The organism is Burkholderia sp. Ac-20344, assembly GCF_017104975.1.
Lineage (GTDB): Bacteria > Pseudomonadota > Gammaproteobacteria > Burkholderiales > Burkholderiaceae > Burkholderia.
In genome coordinates, this window is the sequence record NZ_JAAGPP010000019.1 from 19,696 (window position 1) to 35,011 (window position 15,316).

At 59.9% G+C, this 15,316-nt stretch carries 11 protein-coding genes; 1 reads left to right on the forward strand and 10 read right to left on the reverse strand.

Features of this window, described 5'->3' with window-relative positions:
- Positions 1–8: 8 nt before the first annotated feature.
- Positions 9–299: a muconolactone Delta-isomerase gene (gene catC / locus G3N64_RS08815; RefSeq protein WP_011355923.1), complete on the forward strand. Its 291-nt coding sequence runs from the start codon at positions 9–11 to the stop codon at positions 297–299.
- Between the two features lie 88 nt (positions 300–387).
- Here catC and G3N64_RS08820 read toward each other — a convergent pair whose 3' ends face one another.
- The 10 genes from G3N64_RS08820 to G3N64_RS08865 are packed head-to-tail and all read right to left on the reverse strand — an operon-like array spanning position 388 to position 15,311.
- Complete coding sequence (locus tag G3N64_RS08820; RefSeq protein ID WP_205783486.1) at positions 388–1,152, reverse strand: hypothetical protein; 765 nt, start codon at positions 1,150–1,152, stop codon at positions 388–390.
- Entirely contained in the window at positions 1,149–1,667 is a 519-nt protein-coding gene (gene tssJ, locus G3N64_RS08825; RefSeq protein ID WP_205783487.1) for a type VI secretion system lipoprotein TssJ, read from the reverse strand. The genes G3N64_RS08820 and tssJ overlap by 4 nt, the downstream gene beginning before the upstream one ends.
- Before the next feature lie 13 nt (positions 1,668–1,680).
- Positions 1,681–2,838, reverse strand: a complete 1,158-nt coding sequence (gene tssG, locus G3N64_RS08830) for a type VI secretion system baseplate subunit TssG (protein WP_205783488.1) — start codon at positions 2,836–2,838, stop codon at positions 1,681–1,683.
- Complete coding sequence (gene tssF, locus G3N64_RS08835) at positions 2,802–4,616, reverse strand: type VI secretion system baseplate subunit TssF (RefSeq protein WP_205783489.1); 1,815 nt, start codon at positions 4,614–4,616, stop codon at positions 2,802–2,804. Before tssF ends, tssG begins: the two co-directional genes overlap by 37 nt.
- Before the next feature lie 9 nt (positions 4,617–4,625).
- Positions 4,626–6,209 carry a type VI secretion system protein TssA gene (gene tssA, locus G3N64_RS08840; RefSeq protein WP_205783490.1) on the reverse strand — a complete coding sequence of 528 codons (1,584 nt, stop codon included), beginning with the start codon at positions 6,207–6,209 and terminating at the stop codon, positions 4,626–4,628.
- Between the two features lie 8 nt (positions 6,210–6,217).
- A complete protein-coding gene (locus tag G3N64_RS08845; RefSeq protein WP_205783491.1) occupies positions 6,218–10,033 on the reverse strand; it encodes an ImcF-related family protein in 3,816 nt (1,271 codons plus the stop codon).
- Positions 10,030–11,268 (reverse strand): hypothetical protein, encoded by a 1,239-nt coding sequence (locus G3N64_RS08850; protein ID WP_205783492.1) that lies wholly within the window; start codon positions 11,266–11,268, stop codon positions 10,030–10,032. The genes G3N64_RS08845 and G3N64_RS08850 overlap by 4 nt, the downstream gene beginning before the upstream one ends.
- A 3-nt stretch (positions 11,269–11,271) precedes the next feature.
- Positions 11,272–11,529 (reverse strand): PAAR domain-containing protein, encoded by a 258-nt coding sequence (locus G3N64_RS08855; protein ID WP_205783493.1) that lies wholly within the window; start codon positions 11,527–11,529, stop codon positions 11,272–11,274.
- A gap of 36 nt (positions 11,530–11,565) precedes the next feature.
- Entirely contained in the window at positions 11,566–12,489 is a 924-nt protein-coding gene (locus G3N64_RS08860; protein ID WP_205783494.1) for a hypothetical protein, read from the reverse strand.
- A gap of 8 nt (positions 12,490–12,497) precedes the next feature.
- Positions 12,498–15,311 (reverse strand): hypothetical protein, encoded by a 2,814-nt coding sequence (locus G3N64_RS08865; protein WP_241020853.1) that lies wholly within the window; start codon positions 15,309–15,311, stop codon positions 12,498–12,500.
- Positions 15,312–15,316: the final 5 nt, after the last annotated feature.

Consider the following 15,316-nt stretch of genomic DNA (forward strand, 5'->3'; position numbering starts at 1 on the left):
AGTGCAGGATGCTGTTTCATGTGGAAATGACCGTCCGTCTGCCGACGGACATGGATCCGGTCAAGGCGGCCACGCTGAAGGCGGAAGAAAAGGCGATGTGCCAGCGGCTGATGAACGAAGGGACCTGGCGGCATCTGTGGCGGATCGCCGGGCAGTATGCGAACGTCAGTATTTTCGATGTCGAAAGCGTGCAGCAACTGCATGACCTGCTGAGTCAGTTGCCGCTGTTTCCGTATATGGAGATGGAGGTTCGGGCGCTGTGCCGGCATCCGTCGTCGGTGCGGGAAGATGATCGGTGATCCCAGTGCGGCCCATGCCGCCGGTTGTCCGGCGCATGGGTCGCAGGACATGGCGTCGTGATGACGCCATGCACGCCAGCATTGACGACTATTCGATGCTTGGCAGCGACCGGGAAAACTCGAAGCCGTCGCCAATCTGATCCAGTGTCCAGCGACGCTGCGTATGCAGCTTTACCCAGCGTGTACGTTCGCGATCGTCGGACACATTTCCGATCGATATCTTGGCCTTGCCTGTCGAGTAGTTCACGCTGAGGTTTCGCACGGCGCCCGTATTGCGCATTGTCGAGAAGTTGTCGTAGCCGATCAGCATGAAATTCCGATCTTGCCACCGGAATGTATAGGTGGTGGATCCCATTTCCCAACTCCCTGCACTGGAAAAGCGACTCAGCGTGACCCGCAACGTGCCCCGGTCGATCATCACGTCCCCTTCTTCCAGAGCATCCGCGAGACAGGGGGATTCCCGGGCCGGTATGAGCGTATCGTTTCGCAACGCGACAGCGTACCGGCCGTCTGGCTGCGCAAAGGCAACGACAAGAATGCGCGGATTCGCGTCGAACGGGTTCTCGCACATGCCGCCATGCGATATCACGTTCGCAGGATCATTGTCACGCAAGACCAGCACAAGATCGTCGCGGCCATCGCCGTTCAGGTCACCCTTCGTCTGGAATTCCAGCTTCCAGCCTTTGGGCACAAAACCATCCGGCTTTCCAGCGAGCGGCGCAATGGATGGAGACGGCACATCTCGAGCCACCGCGTGAACGGACACGACAACGCCAAGCAAAACTGCCAGCCTGAGTCGTTTGGACAGCGTGAATGGTTTATTCCCGCTCCGAATGGGTTGCGTGACGTTCACTTCGCCCCATCCCCCGCCATTTGCAATCCATTCGACGTCAAACCGATACGTAGAGGCTTATCCGGATCAAGCTTCTTTTTCTCGACGACCCGCTTCCAGTCTGCCGCAGCTCCGGGGGCGCGGTACAACGCGACGATCGCCACATACTCCGTCTCGCGTTGCATCGGTTGAGACAAGCTCGACGAAGCGCCGGGGTTCACAACAGCCGACATATCCGCTCGCAGATCCTGATCCAGCACGGTCCGATCGTTCTTCAACAGATCGTCATACGACGCCGCATCGAATATCTTGCGATCCTTCAACTGGTAGACGCGAACGGCAACCGATGTCGGTCGTCCCGCGTCGTCCGGATTCAACTCGGCGCGTGCAGTCAGATCGACATCAAGCACCTTCACCTGCTTGAAAAAAACGGCACGATAGGCATTCGACGACGCATCCGACACGGACTGCCAGGCACCACACCCCGACAGCAGCAATACAGCGGCAGCGGTGGCCGCACTCACTCGATAAAACATGGAAACTCCGGAATCAGGTTGCTTGCGGCGCGAGATGCGGGTTGGGTTGCGGCACGGGAAACGCCTCGTACACACCGAGCGCGATATCGATCAGGCGCTCATCGACTGAAGGCAACACCGTCGTCCAGCCGAGACGCGGCGCGGGAGCGGCACATTCGATGCCGACGGTCGGAGGTGGCACGAACCGTGTCGACACTTTCATCCGCAAATGCACGTCGGCCTTGATGCCGACATACAGCTGGATGAATGCCATCACCTCTCGATGCAGCCATCCGCCCGGCAACAGATCCTGGGCCTGCTTCGCATCGGCAGGTCGCAACGTCAAACGCACCGCCCGGCTGCGATACGCAAGACGCCTGCCGAGCACATAACCGCCACCGAGCCCTTTGCGCTTCCCGTCCGACAGACCATCCTCATCCGGCTTCGCCGACGTCAACGGTTTCGGTCGCCCGCTACGCGTCGTCACCGTCCAGAACTCGTCGACACGAACGTCGGCCCCCGGCGCGGCGAGCGCCGCCACACCAGCCAGCCCTTCCGATGTACGCGTACGCTGAATCAACAGCCCCAGCAATGCAAGCATCCGCGAGTTCGGCAAGCCTGCCCGCGAAGGCTTGTCGCCCCACCCGAATCCCGCCAGACACAACAGGCTTTGCGAATAATCGTCGACACCACCGGCACGAAAGCGTTCCGGATAACGATATTTCTTCCAAGCGCGATAAAGCAGCGTCGCCATCCGGTGGTTGAACGGATCGAGAAACGCCTCGACCGCTTCATGCCCCTCCTCCCGCAACACGATCTCGTCGATCATGTGCGACGGCATGGCCGCATCGACACCATAAAGACCCATGAAAGTCGTACGCACGGTCGTGGGTGCATCGGAGTGCTCATCGTCGAATTCGACAGCGGCCATCTCACCCGCCGGAAACCCCAACCGCGAACGCGGCCGGAATCGCACCGGCTCATGTTCAAGCGTGTCGCGCGTACCGAGCCCGGGACGTTCAGGCGCACAGGCCTCCAGCAGACGACAGAACTGCATGAACGTCATCTTCGGCGCCCGCTCGAACAACTTCACAGCCACTGCCGGCAGGCCTTTCGGCTCACCGGCTTCAGCACTCCTCCGATCGATCGAAAGACTCATAACGGCGCCCGCTGAGCCTTGCTGCGCGGCCATTCCGTCCGCGAGCGGGACGGCAGGCTGACGATCGCCAGCTTCGTGAACAGATTGATCTCCGCATAGGCGCCGAAGAACCGGTGCAACAGTTCACCGAACAGCATCACGTCGCCCCCGCCGGAAAATGCATGTGCATCAAGCGTGACTTCAATGAGCACGCCACGCTCGACCGCCCCGCCCGACACCTCCTCGATCATTTCCTGCGACACGTGCAGGATGCCGGCGAGCCGCCGCCGGTTCAGTTCCTCGTGCGTCCAGTCGTACAACGCCAAAGCACCGCGCAACACCTCCGCATTCATCATCGACAGGAAATTCGGCGCGAGATGCGACAGCACGCGCCACTGGAAGCGATCGTCTGTCGGCGGATACAGCGGCAATGTCGGCGACACGAGATTGCGCACGCTTGCAACGTTCGGCGTGCTGGCCGCCAGCTCGTCGAGGCTCGCTTCGCGCAACCCCTTGCGCGGCAGCAACCCGTTCGTGCCCGTCACACGCAGCGACAGGCTTTCCTCGGGTAGCGTATCCATCGTTTCCCACGCATGACCGCCGAGAATCACCCACATTTCGTGCAGCCCCGATACGCCCGAACGCACGCGCGCGTGGAAATAGCGCTCCGGCGCCTCGTGCCGCAGCATGCCGCCGCGGTGCCGGAACGTCGCGAACGGCACGTATTCGTATCGCTCGGCCGTATCGTGATCGAACGTCGCGATCGCGTCGACCGAATACGTTTCGACGTGCTCGCCCTGATGGCCGGCCGGCACCACGCGATATTCGGTTTCGTGATGGTCGATCTCGATCGGCTCGGCATCCAGTTCGAACAGGTTGATGACCGGCGAACAGAACAACCGGACGTTCTCCGCGTTGAAACGCTGGTCCGACGGATAGGCATCCTTCAGGAGAATCTCCAGCTCGAAGCGGGTCGATTTTTCGGGAAGCGTCGAGACGTCCAGCCCGCACAGATCGACGAACAGGAATTTCTCGCGGAACGTAAAGTATTCGAGCAGCAGCTGATATCCGGAAAACGCCGCATCGGCCTTGGGCCACAGCCGTTCTTCCGTCGAAAAACCTGCCGGTTCGATCGTCACGCCGGTGAGCGGCACCGGTTCGCCGTCACGGACTTCCGGAACGCGCCAGTCAATCGCATCGACCTGACGTGTCAGCGCAAGATGCATCGCGAATGCAGTCGGCAAATCCGCGTTCAGATGCAACCGAAGCCGCGACAGATCCGTTTCGCTGCGCAGCGCGGAACCATGCAGCAAGAAACCGAGACGAATCACCGAGCGACCGTCGTGGCGTACGGCAGGCCCTGCATGCGTGATCGACACCGGCTGCAGCGCAACGGCCTGTGTCGTCCGGTACAGACATTGCACCGTGCGCGGCGTCCCGCCCTCTGCCCCGCCCGGCGACGGCACGTTGATTGGTGCGGACCGCACGGGTACGCCGGCCGGCACGACTTCGGTCTTCTGCAGCTTCTCCGCGAACGGCGTCAGCTCGACGATCGACAGCGAGGGAATCATCCGCAGATAGTGCGGCCACAACAGGCTGACGAGCCCTTCGGTCAACTCGGGCAATTCGTCGTCGAGTTTCTGCCTGAGCCGGCCCGTCAGGAAGGCAAAGCCCTCGAAAAGACGTTCGACGTACGGATCGCGATCGCCGACGCGGTCCAGATTGAGCAGGCGCGCCCGGTCGGGGTGGGCCTTCGCGAATTCCTTGCCGGACTCGCGCAGGTAACGCATTTCCGCTTCGTAGTAGCGCAGGATGGGATCGTTGTTGTCCATGGGAATCCGTTACGAAAGGGTCAATGCACGCGCGGGATCGAGTACCGCGAGTTCCGCATGCAGTTCGCCGATGCGGCGGGCGAGTGCCGGCTTGTCGGCATCCTTGCGGCTGCTCATCGCTTTCAATGCCTTGACCAGTTGTTGCTTGACCTCGAACGTCAGCGCCGGCTCCCAGCGCATCAGCGGCAGTGAGCGGGACGTTCCGTCGAGGTCGGCGAGCAGTGCGAGCGCCGTATCGTGACGGCCGGCATGATCGGCCAACCGGGCCATCACGAGCCGCTGCAAATAGCGATGTCGATCGGTTTTCATGCCGGGCAGCGCCTCGAGCCACGCAAACGCCGTCTCGATACCTTCACGGCCAGCCAGTTCGCGAGCCTGGGTTTCGATCTCCGGCCAGTCGCCGGCTGCATCGCCCTCGCTGTCTGCGGAAACCGGCAGCGGCGCAACCGTCTCTCCCGCGTCCAGGTCGCGTACGACCGCGTGGCGGGCAATCCACTCGAGTGTCGTGTCGTCGGCGAATGGCGTGCCGTCGCTGAATGCCAGCCGTTCGACGCCTGGCAATCGTTCGAGAAACAGTGCAAAGTCGGCGCGCAGCAATTCCCGCCACGCGCTGTAGGGCGTACCGACGTGATCGAGCGCCACGTGCTGGAAGTACTGCAGATCGAACCACAGGTGATTCACGCCTTCCATGAATGCCCCCTCGACGCGCTCCAGCAACTCGTGCCAGTGCTTCTGCAGCACGAGACGCTTCATCTGCTGACGCAACTCGGCGCGGGGCGGCGCCAGACGCGTATGTGACGCGGCGTCTGCGGGCGGCACGTCATGCAAGGTATCCCACCGAACGCTTCGCACGAGGCGCACCGAAGGCAAGTAGCCGTTTTCCTGATCGCGGAGCCACGCCGACATCGCGCGTGCCTGATCGAGCAGATCGCGTGTGGACGCAATCGAGCCCGCCGACGTTTTGCCCGGCGCAGTCGCTGCCGGCATCGCCATGCCGGAATCGACGCCGCGCGCCGACGCCTCCTTTTTCTCGAACCGGGAAACGAGCGGCTGCAAATTTGGACGAGCCGCATCGGGCCACGCGGCCGTATGCGTCACGAGCACGTCGAGTGCGGCCAACGTGCGTTCGAGATCGACCGGCACGAAGTCGCCACGACTCTCCAGCGTTTCGATCACGCGCGCAGTCGCCAGCATTTCAAGCGCGGCCTTCTTGGCTTCGTGACGGACGGGCAAAGCCGTCTCGCCAAATCGGTCGACGAGTGCAGCGGCCAGCTCAAGTCCATCGGCAAACCCGGCCGGGCCGTCCTGCCGCAGGCGTGCGAACGCGTAGTAGCCGGCGAGCCGCAAATCCTTGCCGGTCTCCTTGAGCAGGTGTTCGCATGCGCGAATGATCAACCCGTCATCGATTCCCGACAGCTTGCCGGCTTCGTCCTTCAGTTCGAAGAACGCGTCTTCGTAGCCGGGATCGCGTCCGTATGCATGCTCGCCCGGTATCGGTGCAACCCATGTGGCCCAGGTATCCGTCCGTGCCCGCTGGAGCGAAGCGATACGGGGACCGCCGACGAGTGTCTTCACAAAATTGGCAAGCGTCATGGCATATCTCAAAAAACGAATGCGTCGCCCAACAGGCTGAGGGCGTGTCCGAACGGACTGGAGGAGGATTCGGAAAGTCCCGACGTGGTCGCCAAGGGCGAAATTGTGGCCTTCGCTGCGGCCGTTTGTTGCGCCGCTCCGCGCTCAGCGGCCTGCGCTTTCGTCTGAGCAAATTCGAGCGCGGTACGCTGACCGGATGCCTGCTCCGTCGTCGCCGGCATGACCGTGTCCGGCACGGCGCCTCCGCCCGGAAGCCCCGGTGGCAATGGCACGGCTACATGCTTCGCTGCCTCGATCGCCGACATCGGCAGCGGCGGCGGGCCGCTTGCCGATACCCGAGCCCCGACATTTGCCGATCCCGTCACGAAAATACGTGCCGGCAACACGAAATTGCGCAACTGGAGAACGTCGAGCGGACCGCCGCCGGCTTCGCTGCGCAATTGCACCTTGAGCGGGATACCCTGACTCGTGTCTGGCGTCCAGGTCAGCAAATAGCGCGCGTTGTCCTGCTGTACGACCTTCGCGCGCTCCAACAACCGGACGAGACCGAAGCGCCCCTGCGAATCGAGTGCGGTGCGCAACCCGCCCTGCTCCGTCTGCCATTCGATATGCGACAGGTTCTCGAGCGATTGTCCCGGCCATTCGAACGGTGTCCATTCCTGCTTCTGGTTGAAGTAATGCAGTTCGCGGCCGGACAGTACGAATCTCATGTCGGTGACGCCCGGCGTCGGCTCGGCCCGCAGTTCGTAACGCACACGCGCGTCACCCGACGGGAACAGGATCGTCGACGTGCGCGTGAGCTTGTTCAACCCGTTGAGGAACGCCGGATCGATCGTCAATGCGCCGGAATCGGTACCTTGCGAAGCGACCCATCGGTCGCCCTGCCGTTCGACGACACCGGCCAGCTGCGACGTCACGAACTGCGCGATCACGCCGCTATCCGGGCGCATGAAGCGCGCCATCTCGGGCAGCGATGCGTCGTTGTCGGAATCCCCGAACGGATAGCGGCCGCCGAATGTCTTGTTCCAGTCGGCAAGGATCGCGGTGCGCCAGATTTCGTTCAAGCTCGACGCGGCCGGCTGCACGATGACTTGCCAGGACTGGTCGAACGGTGCGCGGAACAGCGCGCCAAAGCCTGACCATGGTTCGCCGAGACTCGCGGCGACACGGCTCGCGTAATCGCGGCTATCGGCAATATCGGATGTCTTGCCTTGCAGCACGGATTGAGCGGCCAGACGCGCAATTGCGTCCGGATCCGGACTGGAGACGATCTGCGATGTCTTCAGGCGCATGGCCGTGATCCGCTCAAGGTAGCGTGCCAGGCTCAGGTCGCCGGTTGAGGCCGGCGATGTGTTCCCCTTGCCGCCGGACGGCGCGCCTGAAACGAGATCGCTGCCGGTCAGACGCACGATCGGCCCGAATGTGGCGGCAAGCGGTGCGAGCTGAGGTTTTGCCTGCTTCGACGGATCCTTTTCGTCTGCCCCAACCAGTTGCTGCGCCTTGCTGAGCAGCGTGTCGGACAGCGACTGAGCGCTGGCGCCCGTGCCCGCCTGATAGACGATCGCATTCATCAACGCAACGAGCGGTGAGCGCTGCGGATCGCCCAGTAGCGTCAACTGGTCGGCTGTGGCCGACAGCGTCGGGGCATGTTGCCAGCGCAGGCTGTTGAGGAAGAGCGCCCACGCCCGTGCGTAGTCGTCGAAATAGCGCTGACGCAGTTCAGCCTTCAATGTCGACGACGATGCGTTGGCAACCTTGGTGTCGGAGAGCACCCAGTCGCCCCCCACACCGCGTTGCTCGCCGGCTTCGTCGATTGCCTTCGAGATCCGATCGTCCCACGCAGCACGTGTGAATACGCCAGGCACGGTTGCCGTCGTACCGAACAGGCCTCGGCTCGTTGCGCCGCCGGCAGAGGATTGCGACGCCGCGTCGCCGAGTAGCGTCGCAAGTGACAGCGGCGGGTATTTCGGTGTCGCTTCGTCGATGATCTGCTGATAGATCGCATCCCCGGAGTGCTGGATGCCTCGGACACCGATGATCGTCTGGCGGGTCGACGCGATCAGGTTGCCGTCCGGGGCAATCGCAAGTGCGGCTTGAGCGGATGCAGCGCCACGGCCAACGTGGTTGGCGAAGAACGCGATCGCTTGCCGACGCAGGTCTTCCCAACCGCCCTTCGACAGTTGCGAATGGGTCGGGCGTTCAGGGGCGGACGTTGCGACGAGTTGCGGTATCAGGAACGTGGCCACGGCGCGCTCCGGTTTGGCAAGCATCATGTAGGTCTTGAGCGTGTCGTAAGCAGCCTGTACCTGAGCATCGCCGCCACTGGCGATTTCCGCGTCGGATAGGGACGCCAGCTGATGCAGCCTCGTTTCGAGCTTCTGGCGAATCGGGTTGACGAAGATGCGGTTGGCGGCATCGGCGTAGTAAGGCCACAGGGCATCGAGCAGCGCGCGGTCGCGGTTCAGGCCGAAACGGGTAACCCAAGGCGCAGCGGTACGCTGATGGATTTCGAGCGTGTCCATTTGTCGATCGAGATCGGTGAGCGTTTGCAGCGACTGTGTCGGGTTCAGGGGCTCGGTGAACTTCGCGACCGTCTCCGTTGCACTGCCGATCGTTGCGCGGTTGGCAAAGCCGGACAGCATCGTGCCGGCGAACCAGCAACCGATCAGGGCAGTCACCATCCAGGCTGCCGTGGCCGACAGAGAAAAACCGACGCGGCGACCGTGAACCTTGCGACTGTGGTCGGCGATGGTTTGCCAGAGGGTTCGGTGTTGAGGATTGCCGGGCGTATCGTCGTCGTTCTCTGGAACGGGACCCGGTGGCGTTAAGTCACGCTCCTTGAACAGCGGCGCAAATATCAGACCGTAGACCGCATGCCGCCAGACGCTGGATTCAGTGGCTTGCTGTATCAGATTCGATAGCGCATCGTGCAGCCTCGAAACATGCTGAGACAGTTCCGCAGGATAACGATCACGGGCATCCGCCGCGAGACGTACAACACCCGCATCCGCGAGGTTGTCGATGAGGCTTCGCAGCGATGCATCGATCGTCTCTTCATTCATCCGCGTATTGGCCCACGTCAAGCCAATGGCTTCGTCCGGATCCTGCCACTCGCTACCAAAATCCGTGGCGTTCAGAAGATAAGCAGGCGCAGCCCAGCGTAGCGTGCGCGCATGGCGCGCAAGACGTGCCGCGAGTTCGTCAGTATCGAACGCGGCATTCGTGGCACTACGGTTTCGGGTTACCGCCACGATGGCGTCAACCGGGCGACGACGTCGCAAGCGTCGGACTTGATCGAGCCATTCGGTGTCAAGCTGGTCGCGAATCTGGTTTGCGTGCAATACAACCGTGTTGCCGAGAACGACGTACCCGATCTCGGCCAGTTCGGGGGCGAGACGTTTGACGAGAGGGGTGTCGCCGGCAACGAGCACCCAGCGGTCACGGTAGCGCCAGCGCCAGCCGTGCCGGTCACTCAGGATGTCGCGAAGCGCCGTAGCGCGATTGACCGGTTGTGGTAACTCGTCCGAATCGTCGCATTCGGCAGATTCGGCGCGTTTTCCGGCATCGAAACGAGCGAACCATCTGAACGCCCTCAGCGCCGCAATTTTCAGCAATACCAACTCGAAGAACTTGACGGCCACGATCGCTAACAGAAACGCGCATGCCAAGGAAAGCTCGGCGATGATCCGGGTCTCGAGCGACCACCCACGATGAGGCCCCTCTACCCATACCGCGAGACTGAGTGCAAGGAATACGATGACGGCCGCGATACCGATGAAGAAGCCGGCCGACCGGGTTTTGTTTTCGTTCTTGTTGTCGTTCATGTCTGCTTTCCGCACATGAGGGCGATCAGTTCTTGACCTTCGCCACAAAGCACCAATTGTGGATCGCCCGTAGTTCGAGCCCTTTCCGCGGCAAGGGCTACGGCCAACCACGGCCCTGCACCCGAACAGTCGCCCACTGACGTCTCGAGTCCGATCCAGCGCGCCTCGTCCGGCAATGACGCGGCTTGTCGGACACAACTGATACCATCGCCGATCAGACCGTGCGTCCATACCGTGCGTAGACGATCGGATGAGGATTGTCCCCACCGGGCAGCAAGTTCGAGCGTCACGGCAGGGAAATCAAGCGGGCCCTTAGCCGGCCGATGTAAAAGGAGTCCGGTGGACATGGACGGTGACGCAAGGCGTCGGCGTCCGACCAGGAGAGCGACGCCCGCCTCCGCAACGCCGTTGGACAGGACGGCACTGATTGCGTCGCGAAGTTCAATAGCTATCAGAAGGTAGGCGCTTTGGGCGTCTCGGTTGTCGTGCCATGCATCCGTTCTGAAGACGGTGAGTGCTGGGTCGCTGGCCCCGATGTCCACCTGCAATGCAGGTACTCGTTCAACGAGCAATTCCTGTATTTGAGTTTCGACAACCTCGGCCTTCAGCCTCGATCGATGACATAGTTCGACATGAAGTCTTGTTCCCGGCGGGAGCGCCCGGCACTGTGGCAACAAGTTGTCTATCAAGCGCTTGAGCAACCATGTACACACGGCATGATGGCGGGCATGTTCCGTGAGTTCGTTACCCGGAAAAAAATGGACATCGGGAAGGGTGAGCCAGCGTGCGTTCACTTCTCTATCCGCCACTGCACCACTTTGTCGCAACGTCTTCCCTTCGGCCCCCGTCAGGATCTGTTTGAATGAGTTTTCCGAATCATTCGTGGAGACGCACCAGGTATGGCCCAAAATCGCCAAAGGTCTGGCTGCCATTGCATGACGCGACTGCTCCGCGTCGTCGCTAACGCGATTCGTCGCAATCGCCTGATCGCGGCAGGCATAGCCATATCCGAGCCACGCGAACAGCAGAAATGCCCAGGCCAGAAATGGGTAACCCACGAGGCAGAACCAGAACCATGAGGTATTCGTAGGTCGGTCAGTCGGCCAGAGCGTGATCGTCAGCCCTGCTCCCGCTCCCATCACGAGGACAAACAGGATTGTCCAGATGATCATCGAAACCTGGGGGGCAGCCGGTACATTCACGCGCGGCGGCACACGATTGAAATCGATAGGCATCGCTTACCGGACCTGCGCTCCGCAGGACGAAGCAATCAGAACGGCTCCACAGCGTGTGTGATCACCGTCTCGCGACAGCGGTATCGTGCCGTCCTTCATGCTGAAGCTGCCTTCGACGATTTCGTTGTCGCCGTGGATCGGGCATGAGATTTTGTCGCCAATGCGAGCAGCCCGGCGGCCCTTCACTTTGATGCGATCCGAGCCGGTCAGGATCTTGCCGCCGTGGCTCGTTGCGTCACCTTCGTATGCGAGATTTTTCACCTTGAATACCTAGGTAAGAAATTAAAAATCGACGGTTCAATTACCTGCGGAGCACGCATTCACATCATCGCAACGAATCCATCGCTCGATAATATTTCCGCTCTTCTGACGATACCTTGAAGCCATAAACCCCTGCGACAAGCTAGATTTATTCACCAATACCGAATCACCATGCACAAGGTAGGCTCTGGTAGCCGATGATTTATCGGGTTTTCCATAGAGATATGCCTTCTTGGAAATCACTGCATAGGCGACCCAGGCGCCCGACTCAACTGGCGCTACGTGGATGGATGTGCCACTCCGGTCACCACTCAGAATCTCCTTCAGCTTGGTGGCGTTTTCGGCGTCTCCATCTCCTTGCAATTGGACAAGTATCTTATAATAAGCGCTTTTGTTACCTGCATTCGGTGGGTCGCACGCAAGCAGATTGTCAAATGAGGTACCTTCCGCCAGATAGGCTAGAATTGGCGGCTGTGAAACTTGGTATCCGATTTTGTATTTCGATGTGTAAGCGTCGTAAGTGTCGGCTGCATTAGGTGGATTATCGAAGATAGGCTCAATGTTGATGGACCACTGGTGAGGCGGGCGCCACTCTCCACCACAGACAGCGTCTTGCGCAACATGCACAACGCAACCGTCCTTCATACGTACGAAGGCACACAGATACTCGGTATGCACAGACACACCGCTGGAATCGTCGAGATCTCCTTCAGCAGAAAAACTCACGATCGAGTACTGTCTGTCCGGAGACAGACTGTTGGCGCCGGGCTTGTAAAATCTCAACCCCTCATCGAAAGGGGTAAACATCGTGCCATCTGGGCGTTTAAAGCGTAGCGATCGGTAGACGTTGCGCCCGTCATCGGCATACTCTAAAACACTTGATTCACCCAACACATTTACCTGCGCCTGAACGCAGGTAGACAGTACTACCAAGAACATAAATAGGAATTTACGAGTCATTTTGAGTTCTACAGCAATCCGCGAAGATGGTTGTAACGTTCTGCAGCAGAGTTCATGTGGCGTGACGGGCCATAGATCTGAATAAGTTCATTTTCATACTGCGCCCGGTTATCACCCCATTGCGTCGGATCTGCGCCCAATCCCGGATGCCGTGCCCGAAGTGTATTAATCGATGCTCCAAGATCTGTAGAGACATTACCGGGTGCATTGACGTCGTGATCAAGAACAAGCGCGCGACCCAAACGGGACAGAAAGAAGTTACTTGCTGAATTTCTATAGCCACTCGGTTTCTTAGCGATGGCAATGTGTAAACGACCAATGAAATCCAGAACCTGCTTCTTCTGATACTCCTCGTTGATCATCGCGTGCGCAATGGAAGCCAATGGTTTTGATTCCTTTGGGAATCCACTGTCTGCTTCCTGAAACCCTTTCTTGATGAAAACATAGAGCTCCTGCCCTGTTATTTTCTCGTTTGCGGTATCACTGGACGAATAGTAAATCCTCGGACCTCTCTCCTGTTTAATGGACCATCCGCATCGGCCAAAAATTTCCTCAAACAGATTAGGATTTTCGTTCTGGAACTCCCAGATCTGTTGTGGGAGTTCTCCGTAGCCTTCTGGCGTCACGGTCTTCTGCATGGCACCGGCACTGAATGTCTGCCAATCCCAGGCCTGTACGGCATCCATATTGCCTTCGTTGGACGACATGGCGATCACGATTGCCTTTTCGTCCTCAGTGGCCTTGGACTTAGCAATGAGATCGTCCCATCCTGTGAACTTGTCCAACTTCTTTGTACCCGCATAGAGAGGACCATAGTATGTCTGCGGCGGATGGTTACGCCGATGTCTAATCCAACGATAGCGGTTAAACACCTTGCCGAGGCAGCATCCGCAGGCGCAAGTATCGCCCTTGAAAAAATTCCCCACGAACGCAACCGGATGAATGTGAAAAACCTCCGGCCCCGGGAAGCCCGACACCCCGGCCACTACCTCATCCCACCACGCAAGCTTCTCGATCCGCTTCTGCTCTTCCTCATGCTGTGACTTTGGCCCCGTCAGCCTCTCCAACTCGATAATCAACTGCTTCCACTTCGACGGGTTCGCCCACTCGCTCTCGTGTTTGACAATCAATCGTGACGCAGCCTGCATCAACCACGGATATCCACCTCGCTCGATCTTTGACAACGTACAGAGCTCGTCAGCCGCGCGACTACCATCGCCCTTCGTGAACAGCGCGCCATACACCTTGAGCATCAGCGGGCTGAGCTTCGAACACGAAGCGAGGTCCGGCATATTTGCGCCACTCGCGTAATCAGCCCACGCTTGGATCTTCGCAAAGATCGTATGTACCGGATCATGCGCATCCGAAACACACTTAAATTCGATCCACTTTTGTGCGAATTCCCGTGTGACCCGCCCCCCTCCTGGGTGGTTAAAGTCACACACCCAACCGTCAATCGGCCGCCCTTGTTCGGTCACGCCATCAACGTGCCACCAACTCACGGGGAAACCTGGATTGGGATTCGGATGAGGCTCCGCCACGCGCCGTTTCGAATCCTGCGCCAACTCGGCGAGCGAATACACCTGCACACGGTCGGTTTTTCTCGATTGCGGATCTGCGCCCTGTACAAACTTGTTGTCCGCCGTACGCTGATACAGCACCGTACCCGCCTCAATTCGAAGAATGGTCGGATCGGAAGAGAGCCCCAGCGCCGCCCAATCCTCCTTGTGCGGACCGTGTTGATTGACCCATGAACGCCCTTGCTCTAGGAACGACTCGATGCTGTCATCGCAAAAGACCTCAATGTGCGCGATCCGAGCGCCCGAACTACATTGATTCAACGAGTCGTATCGCCCCAGGTGTCCGATCAGGTCCCCCGCCTTGATTGGAATGCCCGGTGTGTCGTCAGGCTTGGCCTGATCCGTCACCACCACAACTCGATCAAACAACGAGTCCTGAACCGTCTCCTGAGCGACAGTCCCTCCGTTTTCCTGGCCGAGAAATAGCCACCCACCGATCGCACTCGATGGCTCGACGTATCCGCCCGCTTCCTGCGGATACAGCGACGACCCGTGGAGATCCGTCAGTTGTCCCCACGGCTTCCCGTTCTTCGTCTCAATCTTCCCGATGCCGACATGGGCTCCCTGGGGAAGAATAGCAATCGGCACACCGTTCGGCGTCTTGCGAACTCGCAGCCCCTGCTGCGTCGGATCGGGAGCCTGGCCGTTTTTGCCTGACACTGACTTGTCCTGCGCATACTGCGTCACCAGCCATTGCCGCGGCCAATACGACGGCTTCCCCCGTTTCGGGAAGTTTGCGTAGTCCTCCCAGGACATCAGGTGCATGTACAAGCTGTAGAACGTCAGCTCCGTGTCCCGCGGGAACTCCATCGTATGCCGCACCAGTGCGAAGCCCGTGCTGTACGGCGCCTCGTACGGCAATCCGTTATCGGTCAGGGCAAGCTTGCTGACTGGATAGGCCTTGTTGGCGCGATACGCGATCAGCACGCCATCGGCGATACAGCGCAATCCGCCATCGAGGTCCAGAGACTGCCCCGCGCCAGCCTCCGTGATATGAATTCCGCCGTGCCACATTCCACTGCGGCTCGCCAGATAGGTCCCGGATGGCTCACGCTCGGCCAGTAGCCGATAGATATCGTGCTCATCGGTGAATCGAGTCGAAGCATCGGACTTGCCGTTCCCTTTGCGCAAAAACGGAAACGCAAACGACAATTGCTTCAGAGCAGGCTTGGCGGGCACCGGTGCGGGCTTGGGCGGTGCCGGTTGCTTCGGCGTCTTTTTCGGTGTGGATTTGGTCGCCATAGTCG

Coding starts and splice junctions, on each gene's coding strand:
- catC (WP_011355923.1), top strand. CDS start 9: ATGCTGTTTCATGTGGAAATGACCGTCCGTCTGCCGACGGACATGGAT.
- tssJ (WP_205783487.1), bottom strand. CDS start 1,667: ATGTTTTATCGAGTGAGTGCGGCCACCGCTGCCGCTGTATTGCTGCTG.
- tssG (WP_205783488.1), bottom strand. CDS start 2,838: ATGGCCGCGCAGCAAGGCTCAGCGGGCGCCGTTATGAGTCTTTCGATC.
- tssF (WP_205783489.1), bottom strand. CDS start 4,616: ATGGACAACAACGATCCCATCCTGCGCTACTACGAAGCGGAAATGCGT.
- tssA (WP_205783490.1), bottom strand. CDS start 6,209: ATGACGCTTGCCAATTTTGTGAAGACACTCGTCGGCGGTCCCCGTATC.
- G3N64_RS08845 (WP_205783491.1), bottom strand. CDS start 10,033: ATGAACGACAACAAGAACGAAAACAAAACCCGGTCGGCCGGCTTCTTC.
- G3N64_RS08850 (WP_205783492.1), bottom strand. CDS start 11,268: ATGCCTATCGATTTCAATCGTGTGCCGCCGCGCGTGAATGTACCGGCT.
- G3N64_RS08860 (WP_205783494.1), bottom strand. CDS start 12,489: ATGACTCGTAAATTCCTATTTATGTTCTTGGTAGTACTGTCTACCTGC.
- G3N64_RS08865 (WP_241020853.1), bottom strand. CDS start 15,311: ATGGCGACCAAATCCACACCGAAAAAGACGCCGAAGCAACCGGCACCG.